Source organism: Stenotrophomonas sp. YJH_SMC_21 (assembly GCF_059369555.1).
This window is the reverse complement of record NZ_JCAFSU010000003.1, coordinates 108,275-120,501: the sequence shown is the minus strand read 5'-3', so window position 1 is coordinate 120,501 and position 12,227 is coordinate 108,275. Positions and strand designations below refer to the sequence as shown.

The following is a 12,227-nucleotide window of genomic DNA, read 5'->3' as shown; positions in this document are numbered from 1 at the left end:
CGCTGCAGGTGACACCAGACGAGGCCGGGGCAACCCGGCTTCGTCGTTTCCGGGCCACTGGCCCATCCCGAAGATCCGATCTGACGCTGGAGCCCGCATGTCCGCCCCGAAGCCCGAACCGATTTCCCACACTGCCGAAATGGTGATCGCCACCGTGGTCGGCGTGGGTGTGGGCCTGGGGGCCGACAACCTGCTGCTGGGCTGCGTGGTGGGTATCGGGGTCGGCATCGTGCTGAGCATCGCCAAGACCCTGTACGTGGACCGCAAGCGCCGCCGCCGTTGAGGGGGTGTCGGCAGGGCTTCGCCCTGCACCCGTAGTAGTGCCGGCCGCTGGCCGGCAACCTCAACAGCAACAGCGACAGCGGCATTCCGTGGTTTGGCGGGGCGGTGTGGGTTGGCAGGACACGCCGTAAACCCGTCCCTGGGGGCTCGATGGCGCCATCCATGGCGCCAACGGTCCTGCCAGCCCACACCGCCCCACCTCTGACAGATTCCTGCTGCTGTTGGTAGGTGTCGACCTTGGTCGACACGGTAGATCCACGCCATGCGTGGATGCATTTCGATTCCAATTCGAAATATTCGATTCCGATGGAGATTCATCCACGCATGGCGTGGATCTACTGCAGATCGCGGAGATCTGTCGAAGGCGGGGTGGGTCCGGTTGCGGGGGCGTGAGCCGCATGGATGCGGCGACCGAGCTTACATGGACGTACTTGCAGCGGCCCCCGCAACCGGACCCACCCCGGCTACCCTCAGGAAACCAGCTTCTGCTGTTGCTCGGGCTTTTGCTGTGGCCGTTGCCTCTGCGGGTGCAGGGCGCCGCCCTGCCGAACTAAACTACCCGCCGTTGTCCCTGCAGGATTGCCCATGTTCGATACCTCGCCCCAGCTCGATTGCGCCGGCCGCATCCTGCGCCTCGACCGTGCCCGGGTCATGGGCATCGTCAACGTCACCCCGGACTCCTTCTCCGATGGCGGCGCGCACGACACCACCGAGGCCGCGGTCGCACATGGCCTCAAGCTGGTCGAGGAGGGCGCGGACCTGCTGGACATCGGCGGCGAATCGACCCGGCCGGGCGCTGCGCCGGTATCGGTGGAGGAGGAACTGCGCCGGGTGATTCCGGTGATCGAGCAGCTGGCCGCACGCACCCGGGTGCCGATCAGCATCGACACCTTCAAGCCGGAAGTGATGCGCGCGGCCGTGGCGGCTGGCGCCGGCATGATCAATGACATCTACGGCCTGCGTCAGGAAGGGGCGCTGGACGCCGCCGCTGCAACCGGCGTGCCGGTGGTGCTGATGCACATGCAGGGCGAGCCAGGCCACATGCAGGCCGATCCACATTACGACGACGTGGTCGCCGAGGTGCACGGCTTCCTGGTCCAGCGCCTGTTCGCTGCCGAGATGGCGGGCATTTCGAAGAAGAACCTGCTGATCGATCTCGGTTTCGGTTTCGGCAAAACCACTGCCCACAACATGACCCTGCTGGCACGCTCCGAGCGGTTCCTGGAGCTGGGCGTGCCGATGCTGGCTGGCCTGTCGCGCAAGCGCAGCCTGGGCGAACTGACCGGTCGCGACACGCCGTCCGAGCGCGTGGCCGCCTCGGTGGCCGCGCACCTGATCGCGGTGCAGCGCGGCGCACGCATCGTGCGCGTGCATGACGTGGCCGCCACCGTTGATGCACTGAAGATCTGGCAGGCAGTCGAGGCCGTGCCAACGCCGCGTGCCGACGCCACGCCGACGATCCGCTGGCCGGACGAAGACTGATGGGCATCGACCGGCGGCCACTGGCGATCGCCGTGATGGGGCCGACCGCCAGTGGCAAGACCGCCACCGCGATCGCCCTGGCGCAGCAGCTGGATGGCGAAATCGTCAGCGTCGATTCGGCGCTGGTGTACCGCTACCTGGATATCGGTTCGGCCAAGCCTGATGCGGCCGAGCGCGCGCAGGCACCCCATCATCTGCTGGACCTGCGCGATCCCTGGCAGACCTACTCGGCGGCCGAATTCGCCGCCGATGCCGGCAGGGTCGTGGCCGACATCGTGGCGCGCGGCAAGATGCCGATCCTGGCCGGCGGTACCGGGTTGTACTTCCGCGCCCTGTTGCAGGGCCTGTCGCCGATGCCGGAGGCCGATCCGGAGATGCGTGCGGTGCTGGCTGCCGAAGCCGCCGAACGCGGATGGGCGGCACTGCACGCAGAACTGGCCAAGGTCGATCCAGCCGCAGCCGCACGTATCCATGCCACCGACCCGCAACGCATCCAGCGGGCGCTGGAGGTCTATCGCCTCACCGGCACGCCGATCAGTGAATGGCAGCGCCGGCCGGGCGTCGCGCCATTGCCGGTGCGCACCCTCAAGCTGATCCTCGCCCCGCGTGACCGCGCGGTACTGCACCAGCGCATCGAGGCGCGCTTCGACGCCATGCTGGCGCAGGGCTTCCTGGACGAGGTGCGGGCACTGCGTGCAATGCCGGAAATGGCCGCCGTGACGGCGCCGCTGGACCTGCCGGCGGTGCGCGCGGTTGGCTATCGCCAGGCCTGGGAATACCTGGACGGGGAGGGTGATGCCGCCCGTTTCCGTGACAAGGCAATCTTCGCCACCCGGCAGCTGGCCAAGCGCCAGCTGACCTGGCTGCGCGGCGAGCTTGATGCGCGCTGGTTCGACCCCCATGTCGATGGGGAGCGCCTGGCCGGCGCGGTGTCGACCTTCGTCGCACGCTGAACCCCCGCCAGCCGTGTAACATCATCGGTCGGCGGGCGGCTCGGGGGCCGTGGCAACCGTCGGCAACCCAATAAGAACAATAATCAGGAGTGTGCAATGTCCAAGGGGCAATCGCTGCAGGATCCTTTCTTGAACGCACTGCGGCGCGAACGCGTGCCGGTTTCGGTGTACCTGGTCAACGGCATCAAGCTGCAGGGCACGATCGAGTCGTTCGACCAGTTCGTGGTCCTGCTGCGCAACACGGTCAGTCAGATGGTCTACAAGCACGCCATTTCCACGGTCGTTCCGGCACGCAACGTGAAGGTCGGTCCGGGCGGTGGTTACGTGCAGTCGGGTGAAGGTGGTCAGGCAGGTGATGAAGCAGACGAGTAATACCGGAGCGGTGAATGTTTGACCGCTCGAAAAAGGGCGAACACGCCCTGTTGATCCAGCCCCATTTCGGCAAGCTGGAAGACGATGTGCTGGAAGAATTCGGTGATCTGGCCCGCTCGGCTGGGGCCAGCATCGCCGCGACGATCACTGCGCGCCTGGACCGACCGAATCCGTCGACCCTGATCGGCAGCGGCAAGCTGGACGAGATCAAGGCTGCGGCCGACGCCAGCGGTGCCGACCTGATCCTGGTCAACCATGCGTTGAGCCCGGGCCAGGAGCGCAACCTGGAACGGTTCCTGGAGCGCCGGGTGATCGACCGTACCGGCCTGATCCTGGATATTTTCGCCCAGCGTGCGCACAGCCACGAGGGCAAGCTGCAGGTCGAGCTGGCGCAGCTGCGTCACCTGGCCACGCGGCTGGTGCGCGGCTGGACCCACCTGGAGCGCCAGCGCGGCGGTTCGATCGGCCTGCGCGGCCCGGGTGAAACCCAGCTGGAAACCGACCGCCGCCTGTTGCAGAAGCGCGTGGAGCAGCTGCAGAAACGCCTGGAAAAGGTCGAAGTGCAGCGCACCCAGATGCGCCGTGCGCGTGTGCGCAGCGAGCTGCCGCGCGTGGCCCTGGTGGGCTACACCAACGCAGGCAAGTCGACCCTGTTCAACGCCATGACCGGCGCCGAGGCTTATGCCGCCGACCAGCTGTTCGCGACGCTGGACCCAACCGTGCGCCGCATTGCGGTGCCGGGGGGCAACGTGGTGCTGGCCGACACCGTCGGTTTCGTACGCGACCTGCCACATGACCTGGTTGCGGCGTTCCGCTCGACCCTGTCCGAGGCGCGCGAGGCCGATTTCCTGCTGCACGTGGTCGACGCTGCCGATCCGCACCGCGAAGAGCGCATCGCCCAGGTCGACGAGGTGCTGACCGCGGTCGGTGCCGGCGACCTGCCGCAGCTGCTGGTGTTCAACAAGATCGACCGCATCGACGGTGCCGACGTCCGCCACGACGGCCAGGACGGTATCCCGGATGAGTCGCGTCGCGAGCGGGTGTGGATCTCCGCGCGTGACGGGCAGGGCCTGGAGCTGTTGCAGGCGGTACTGGGCAAGCGCCTGGGCCTGCAGCATGTCACCGGCGAACTGCGCCTGCCGCCGGATGCCGGCCGCCTGCGCGCGCGCCTGCACCAGCTGGAAGTGATCCGCAGCGAGCAGGCCGATGAAGACGGCTGGCTGCTGCAGGTCGACCTGCCGATCGCCGAAGCCGAAAAGCTGGCTGCCAGTGCCGACGGCGCGCCGATCCGGGCGCTGCTGCCGGAGAAGCTGCCGGAGTGGTGAGGTAGCGGCCAATCCCCGGTAGTGCCGGTCGCTGGCCGGCAGCGACCGTGCTGGAGGGGCGCGACATCCGCCTGTCATCTGCGGTACAACGTGCAGGTTCTTCACCCCACCGTCATGCCGATGTCCATTCCCACCGACGCCGACCTCAACGCCCAGTCCGCCGCGCTCGGGCAGCGCCTGCAGCAGGCTTCGCTGCAGCTGGTGACCGCTGAAAGCTGCAGTGGTGGCTGGATCGCCAAATGCATGACCGACATCGCCGGTTCCTCGGCGTTCTTCGACTGCGGCATGGTGGTCTACAGCTACGAGGCCAAGCAGCGCCTGCTGGGGGTGCGCGCGCAGACGCTGGAGCAGTTCGGCGCGGTCAGCCGCGAAACCGTGCTGGAAATGGTGTCCGGTGCGCTGGTCAATTCGGGTGCCGGCATCGCCGTCGCGGTGACGGGCATCGCCGGTCCCGGCGGCGGCAGCCCGGACAAGCCGGTCGGCAGTGTCTGGATCGGCTGGAAGCGCCGTGGCGGCTATGCCCGCGCCGAGCTGTTCCAGTTCGATGGCGACCGCGAAGCCATCCGCCGGCAAACCGTGGCAGCGGCATTGCGCGGTATCGACGCCCAGCTGTGACATGCTGCTCCGGTAATCGTCCGGAGCACGCATGATGTGGGAAACGCTGGGCACGGTCCGTGACCTGGGCCGACTGCAGGAAATCGCCGTCGTCCTGATCCGCTATGGCTTCGGCGACGTGGTGCGGCGCATCGGCCTGGCCAGTACGCTGGAGCGGGCAGGGCGCCTTCTGCACTGGAACGAGGAGCGGCAGGAACTGTTGCGGATGACCGCACCAGTGCGCGTGCGCAGCGCGATGCAGGATCTCGGTCCCACTTTCGTCAAGCTCGGGCAGGTGCTGGCGACGCGCGTTGACCTGCTGCCGCCGGAATGGATCGCTGAGCTGTCCGAACTGCAGAACGCGGTACCTGCGCTGCCGTATGCGGACATCCGTGAGCAGCTTGAGGCCGACCTTGGCGCACCGCCTGCAGAGGTGTTCGCGTTCCTCGATGAAACCCCGATGGCTGCCGCCTCGCTGGCGCAGGCCCATCGCGCGCGCCTGCATGATGGTCGCGAGGTGGTGCTGAAGGTGCGGCGCCCCGGCATCCGCGATGTGGTCGAGGCCGACCTGCGTCTGCTGGCCCGCCTGGCCGAGATCGTCGAGGCGCGCCTGCCGGACCTGCGTCGTTACCGCCCGGCCGAGGTCGTGCAGCAGTTCACCGTGTCGCTGCGCCGCGAACTGGATTTCGCGGCGGAATGCCGCAATGCCGAGCGCATCGCGCGCAACTTCAGCGGCCGTGACGACATACTGATTCCGAAGGTGCACTGGCAGTGGACCTGCGAGAGCCTGAACGTGCAGGACTTCGTCGAGGGCATTCCTGGCCGAGACCTGGCCGGCGTCGATGCGGCGGGCCTGGACCGGCGCGAGCTGGCACGGCGTGGCGCCGGCATCGTGCTGAAAATGGTGCTGGAGGACGGCAGCTTCCACGCCGATCCGCACCCGGGCAACATCATCTATGTACGTGATGGCCGCATCGGCGTGATTGATTTCGGCATGGTCGGCGCCTTGTCGGAAGTCCGGCGTTTCCAGGTGGCGCAGCTGCTGCACGGGCTGGTCGAGCAGGATCCGCAGGGCGTGGCCGACGTGCTGCTGGACTGGGCCGGCGGTGTTGAGGTGGACGAGAACAGGCTGCAGCACGACATCAGCCAGTTCGTAGATCAATACCGTGGCGTGCCGCTGAAGGACCTGCGCATCGGCCTGATGCTGGGCGACATCACCCAGCTGCTGCGCAGCTACAGCCTGACCCTGCCGGCTGACCTGGCGCTGATGATCAAGGCGTTCCTGACCCTGGAAGGCATGGGCCGGCAGCTGGACCCGGATTTCGACATGGCCAGTGCCGCGCGCCCGTTCCTGGAGCGGGTGGTGCTGCAGCGCTATGCGCCCAAGGCGCTGCTCAAGCGCGGCCGCCGCAGCCTGCTGGGCCTGGTCGACTTCGCCGGTGAGCTTCCCCGCGACCTGCGCAAGCTGGTGCAGGCGGCGCGCCGGGGACGCCTGCAGTTGAAGGTGGAAACCACGGCGCTGCAGGGCTTCGGCGAACAGGTGAACCGCGCAGCGAACCGGTTGGTGATGGGCATCGTCACTGCTGCGCTGATCATCGGTTCCTCGATCGTGATGCACAGCGTCGGCGGCGTCTCCAGCCGCTGGCTGCTGGCGCTGGGCGTCTGCGGCTTCATCGGCGCCGGCTTCTGCGGCGTGTGGATCCTGTTCTCGATATGGAGAAGCGGTAAACACACGTGAGTGTGTTTACCGCAGCGGTTCCCAACGGGAACCGCGGAATCGCTGCGCGATTCCTGTAGAGCCGACCGCTGGTCGGCTGCCTTTGCTCCTGGTGCCGGGCCATACCCGGCGACGCTTGCCGAGCATGCCTCGGCCCAACAGGCCCGCACCACTCCATGTCGTTTGCGGCACTTGCAGTCCCGGATATTAGTAGTAATACTACTAACCATGGACCTGACCGACACCCAGCAGGCGATCCTGCAGTTGATCGCCGAGCGTATCGAGAGCGAAGGCGCGCCGCCCTCGCAGACTGAAATCGCACGTGCGTTCGGCTTCAAGGGCGTGCGCGCGGCCCAGTACCACCTGGAAGCCCTGGAGCAGGCCGGTGCGATCCGTCGCATCCCGGGCCAGGCCCGCGGCATCCGCCTGGTGCAGGCGCCGCCGGTCGAGAAGCTGGCCGAGCCGGGCCTGCCCGACAGTGTGCTGCGCCTGCCGGTGCTGGGCCGGGTTGCGGCCGGCCTGCCGATCGGCGCCGACATCGGCTCGGACGATTTCGTGGTGCTGGACCGGGTGTTCTTCTCGCCCGCGCCGGACTACCTGCTGAAGGTGCAGGGCGATTCGATGATCGACGAGGGCATCTTCGACGGTGACCTGATCGGCGTGCACCGCACCCGCGACGCCCATTCCGGGCAGATCGTGGTGGCCCGCATCGATGACGAGATTACGGTCAAGCTGCTGAAGATCGCCAAGGATCGTATCCGCCTGCTGCCGCGCAATCCCGACTACAAGCCGATCGAGGTGCTGCCGGATCAGGACTTCGCGATCGAGGGCCTCTATTGCGGCCTGCTGCGGCCCAACCGTTGACCCGTTCCATAGCGCATTACCCCGCGGTCTTTTGTGGCGATTCTCTGGTTCCACTGAGGTTGGTACGGATGTCCGATAATTCTTTTCAGAGCGCCGGGCAGAATCTCAGCCTGTGCGATACGTCCGACTTAAAGTGAACCCATGGCAAAGAAGACCCCCAAAGACAGCACCTCCAACGACACGACCTCTGCAAGGACCAATCCGATGGACGAGAACAAGAAGCGCGCCCTCGCTGCAGCTCTGGGCCAGATCGAAAAGCAGTTCGGCAAGGGCTCGGTGATGCGCATGGGCGACCGCGTGGTCGAACCCGTCGAAGCCATCCCGACCGGTTCGCTGATGCTCGACATCGCGCTGGGCATTGGTGGTCTGCCGAAGGGCCGTGTCGTTGAGATCTACGGGCCGGAATCCTCGGGCAAGACCACCTTGACCCTGCAGGCCATCGCCGAATGCCAGAAGATGGGCGGTACCGCGGCCTTCATCGACGCCGAGCACGCGCTGGACCCGATCTACGCCGCCAAGCTGGGCGTGAACGTGGACGACCTGCTGCTGTCGCAGCCGGATACCGGTGAGCAGGCGCTGGAAATCGCCGACATGCTGGTCCGTTCGGGTTCGGTCGACATCCTGGTGATCGACTCGGTTGCCGCGCTAACCCCGAAGGCCGAAATCGAAGGCGAGATGGGCGACCAGCTGCCAGGCCTGCAGGCCCGCCTGATGAGCCAGGCGCTGCGCAAGCTGACCGGCAACATCAAGCGCTCCAACACCCTGGTGATCTTCATCAACCAGCTGCGCATGAAGATCGGCGTGATGATGCCGGGCCAGAGCCCGGAAACCACCACGGGTGGCAACGCGCTGAAGTTCTACGCCTCGGTCCGCCTGGACATCCGCCGTATCGGCGCGATCAAGAAGGGTGACGAGATCATCGGTAACCAGACCAAGATCAAGGTCGTCAAGAACAAGCTGGCACCTCCGTTCAAGCAGGTCATCACCGAGATCCTGTATGGCGAAGGCATCAGCCGTGAAGGCGAGCTGATCGACATGGGTGTGGATGCCAAGCTGGTCGAGAAGGCTGGCGCCTGGTACAGCTACGGTGAAGAACGCATTGGCCAGGGCAAGGACAACGCCCGCGGCTACCTGCGCGACAACCCGACTGTCGCCGCCAAGCTCGAGGCCGAGCTGCGCGAGAAATTCCAGCCGGCCGAAGCGGCCCGCGAGGAAGGCGACGACGAAGGCGAAGACGAATAAGGCTTGCTGTGGGGCAGGGTGGCGCCGTCAGTGACGTCGCCCTGTCCCGCAGGTTCGAATCGCCCAGGGATGGGCTGGGCGCCACGGATGGCGCCACCCTTGGAGTACCCATGTCCGACGCCGAAGACATTCCGACCGGCCGCAAGCGCCGGCCGCGTGAGCAGACCCCCGTGCAACGGGCACTGGGCCTGCTGGTCCGCCGCGAGCACTCGCGCAAGGAACTCACCCGCAAGCTGACCGCCCGTGGCATCGAAGACGAAGCCGCGCAGGCCGCTGTCGCCAAGTTGACCGAGGCCGGCTGGCAGGACGACACCCGTTTTGCCGAGAACCTGGTGAGGATGCGCGCCAACACCGGTTATGGGCCGATCCATGTCCGCGCCGAGCTGGGGACCCACGGCCTGGACAGTGCCGCGATTGCCGCAGCGATGGACAGCTACGAAGGCGACTGGCAGGAAAACGCCCGTGATCTGGTCCGCCGACGCTTTGGCGAGGCCGGCCCGCAGGACCTGACACAGCGGCGCAAGGCTGCCGATCTGCTGGCCCGGCGGGGCTTCGACGGCGACAGCATCCGCCGCGCGACCCGCTACGACCCGGATGACTGAGACTGGCGGCGCCGGGCCTGATACCCTTTAGGTTTTCGGCGGTCCCTCGCGACCCTGGCCAACGCGGCCGGTGGTCCGGGTCCGCCGGCCCGCAGACTGCCAGCCCCCAATGAACGCATCCGCCAAATTCACGACTTCCCAGATCCGCAGCGACTTCCTTGAATTCTTCAAGGGCAAAGGCCACACCATCGTGCCGTCGGCGCCGCTGGTGCCGGGCAATGATCCGACCCTGCTGTTCACCAACTCCGGCATGGTGCAGTTCAAGGACGTGTTCCTTGGCGCGGAAAAGCGCAGCTACGTGCGCGCGGCCGACGTCCAGCGCTGCCTGCGCGCGGGCGGCAAGCACAACGACCTCGACCAGGTCGGCTACACCGCGCGCCACCACACTTTCTTCGAAATGCTGGGCAACTGGTCGTTCGGCGACTACTTCAAGAAGGACGCGATCGCCTGGGCCTGGGAACTGCTGACCCAGGTCTGGAAGCTGCCGGCCGAACGCCTGCTGGTCACCGTCTACCAGACCGATGACGAAGCCTACGCGCTGTGGCGCGACATGGTCGGCGTGCCGGAAGAGCGCATCGTGCGCATCGGCGACAACAAGGGCGCACCGTTTGCCTCGGACAACTTCTGGCAGATGGCCGACACCGGCCCGTGCGGCCCATGCACCGAGATCTTCTACGACCACGGTGACCATATTGCCGGTGGCCCCCCGGGTTCCCCGGATGAAGACGGCGACCGCTTCATCGAAATCTGGAACCTGGTGTTCATGCAGTTCGACCGCCAGCCCGACGGCACCCTGGTGCCACTGCCGGCGCCGTGCGTGGATACCGGCATGGGCCTGGAGCGCCTGGCGGCGATCCTGCAGCACGTGCACACCAACTATGAGATCGACCTGTTCCAGGCGCTGATCCGCAAGGCCTCCGAGCTGACCGGCACCGCCGACCTGGAAAACAAGTCGCTGCGCGTGATCGCCGACCACATCCGTGCCTGTTCGTTCCTGATCGTCGATGGCGTGCTGCCGTCCAACGAAGGCCGCGGTTACGTGCTGCGCCGTATCATCCGCCGCGCACTGCGCCACGGCTGGATGCTGGGCGTGCGCCAGCCGTTCTTCAGCAAGCTGGTGCCGACCCTGGTCGAGCAGATGGGCGAAGCCTATCCGGAACTGCCGGCTGCGGTGGACACCGTCACCCGTGCGCTGCAGGCCGAAGAAGAGCGTTTCGCCGAAACCCTCGATGCCGGCATGAAGATCTTCGAGGACGTCGCGGGCAAGGCCAGCAATGGCGTGATCCCGGGCGTTGACGCCTTCCGCCTGTACGACACCTATGGTTTCCCGCTCGACCTGACCCAGGACATCGCCCGCGAGCGCGACCTGACCGTCGACATTGCCGGCTTCGATGCGGCGATGGAGCAGCAGCGCGAGACCGCGCGCGCGGCCGGCAAGTTCGGTGGTGGCGTGACCCTGCCCGCCGAGCTGGTGGCGACCCTGAGCCCGACCCTGTTCCTGGGCTACGACCGCCTGCAGGCTGACGGCCTGACCGTGCTGGCCCTGCTCAAGGACGGCCGTCCGGTGCAGTCGGCCGATGCCGGTGACGCAGTCATCGTCATCACCAACCAGACCCCGTTCTACGCCGAGTCCGGCGGCCAGGTCGGTGACACCGGCGTACTGACCGGCAACGGCGTGCGCCTGGCGGTGGACGACACCCAGAAGTTCGCCGGCCAGTTCCATGGCCATGTCGGCACCCTGTCCGAAGGCGGCCTGAAGGTCGGCGACGTGCTCTCCGGCCAGGTCGATGGCGAGCGCCGTGGCGCCACCATCCTCAACCACTCGGCCACCCACCTGCTGCACGCCGCCCTGCGCGAAGTGCTGGGCAGCCACGTGCAGCAGAAGGGCTCGCTGGTCGCTCCGGACCGCCTGCGTTTCGACTTCTCGCACTTCCAGCCGATCAGCGCGGAAGAGCTTGCCGTGATCGAGCGCAAGGTCAACCAGCAGGTGCGCGCCAACAACGCCGCCGAAGTACACAACATGGGCATGCAGGAAGCGCTGGACTTCGGCGCGATGGCCCTGTTCGGCGAGAAGTACGGCGAGCACGTGCGCGTGTTGAAGATGGGTGACTACTCCACCGAGCTGTGCGGTGGTACCCACGTCAACCGTACCGGCGACATCGGCCTGTTCAAGATCACCTCCGAGGGCGGCGTCTCCGCGGGCGTGCGCCGCATCGAGGCTGTTACCGGCCAGGGTGCGCTGGATTACGTGGACGCCGAAGAGGCCCGCCTGGCCGAGGCCGCTGAACTGCTCGGTGGCAGCGCTGCCGACGTGGTCGAGAAGATCCGTGCCCTCGGCCAGCGCCAGAAGCAGCTGGAGCGCGAACTGGAGGCCGTGAAGGCCAAGGTCGCCGCCGGTGCCACGGCCGATCTGTCCGGCCAGGCCGTCGAGGTTGCTGGCGTGAAGGTACTGGCTGCCCGCCTGGAGGGCTTCGACGCCAAGGCCCTGCGTGACGCCATGGACCGCCTCAAGCAGCAGCTGGGCGACGCGGTGATCGTGCTGGCCGGCGCCCAGGACGGCAAGGCCGCCCTGGTCGCGGGTGTGAACGGCAGTGCAATGGGCAAGGTCAAGGCCGGGGAACTGTTGTCCCATATCGCCAGTCAGATCGGGGGCAAGGGCGGCGGACGCCCGGACCTCGCCCAGGGTGGTGGCGAGGACGGGCCCGCCCTTGCCACTGCGCTGGCTGCAGTCGTCGAATGGGTCAGCCCCCGCCTGTGATGAACCTGGCCGTCCCCCTCCTTGTAGGAGCGGGAC

Annotated in this window: 11 protein-coding genes; all 11 read left to right on the top strand. The window is 67.0% G+C overall.

From position 1 onward, the window contains the following. Window positions 1-97 precede the first annotated feature (97 nt). Window positions 98-283, top strand: a complete 186-nt coding sequence (locus AC5P67_RS06020; protein ID WP_005409016.1) for a hypothetical protein — start codon at window positions 98-100, stop codon at window positions 281-283. 584 nt (window positions 284-867) lie between these two features. Next, window positions 868-1,764: a dihydropteroate synthase gene (folP, locus tag AC5P67_RS06015; protein ID WP_005409017.1), complete on the top strand. Its 897-nt coding sequence runs from the start codon at window positions 868-870 to the stop codon at window positions 1,762-1,764. Continuing rightward, entirely contained in the window at window positions 1,764-2,717 is a 954-nt protein-coding gene (gene miaA, locus AC5P67_RS06010; protein ID WP_111193920.1) for a tRNA (adenosine(37)-N6)-dimethylallyltransferase MiaA, read from the top strand. The genes folP and miaA overlap by 1 nt, the downstream gene beginning before the upstream one ends. A 96-nt stretch (window positions 2,718-2,813) precedes the next feature. After that, a complete protein-coding gene (gene hfq, locus AC5P67_RS06005; protein WP_004152891.1) occupies window positions 2,814-3,089 on the top strand; it encodes an RNA chaperone Hfq in 276 nt (91 codons plus the stop codon). Between the two features lie 14 nt (window positions 3,090-3,103). Next, window positions 3,104-4,414 (top strand): ribosome rescue GTPase HflX, encoded by a 1,311-nt coding sequence (gene hflX, locus AC5P67_RS06000; protein WP_005412934.1) that lies wholly within the window; start codon window positions 3,104-3,106, stop codon window positions 4,412-4,414. Window positions 4,415-4,534: 120 nt separating this feature from the next. Beyond that, entirely contained in the window at window positions 4,535-5,029 is a 495-nt protein-coding gene (locus AC5P67_RS05995; RefSeq protein ID WP_005409020.1) for a CinA family protein, read from the top strand. Between the two features lie 34 nt (window positions 5,030-5,063). Then, on the top strand, window positions 5,064-6,746 hold the full coding sequence (ubiB, locus tag AC5P67_RS05990) for a 2-polyprenylphenol 6-hydroxylase (RefSeq protein ID WP_049459647.1): 1,683 nt from the start codon (window positions 5,064-5,066) through the stop codon (window positions 6,744-6,746). A gap of 207 nt (window positions 6,747-6,953) precedes the next feature. After that, a complete protein-coding gene (gene lexA, locus AC5P67_RS05985) occupies window positions 6,954-7,589 on the top strand; it encodes a transcriptional repressor LexA (RefSeq protein WP_005412936.1) in 636 nt (211 codons plus the stop codon). A gap of 204 nt (window positions 7,590-7,793) precedes the next feature. Further along, complete coding sequence (recA, locus tag AC5P67_RS05980) at window positions 7,794-8,831, top strand: recombinase RecA (RefSeq protein ID WP_005412937.1); 1,038 nt, start codon at window positions 7,794-7,796, stop codon at window positions 8,829-8,831. 110 nt (window positions 8,832-8,941) lie between these two features. After that, window positions 8,942-9,433, top strand: coding sequence for a recombination regulator RecX (recX, locus tag AC5P67_RS05975; RefSeq protein ID WP_005409024.1), 492 nt, complete (start codon window positions 8,942-8,944; stop codon window positions 9,431-9,433). 109 nt (window positions 9,434-9,542) lie between these two features. Then, window positions 9,543-12,191, top strand: a complete 2,649-nt coding sequence (alaS, locus tag AC5P67_RS05970) for an alanine--tRNA ligase (protein ID WP_005412938.1) — start codon at window positions 9,543-9,545, stop codon at window positions 12,189-12,191. The last annotated feature ends 36 nt before the right edge of the window (window positions 12,192-12,227 follow it).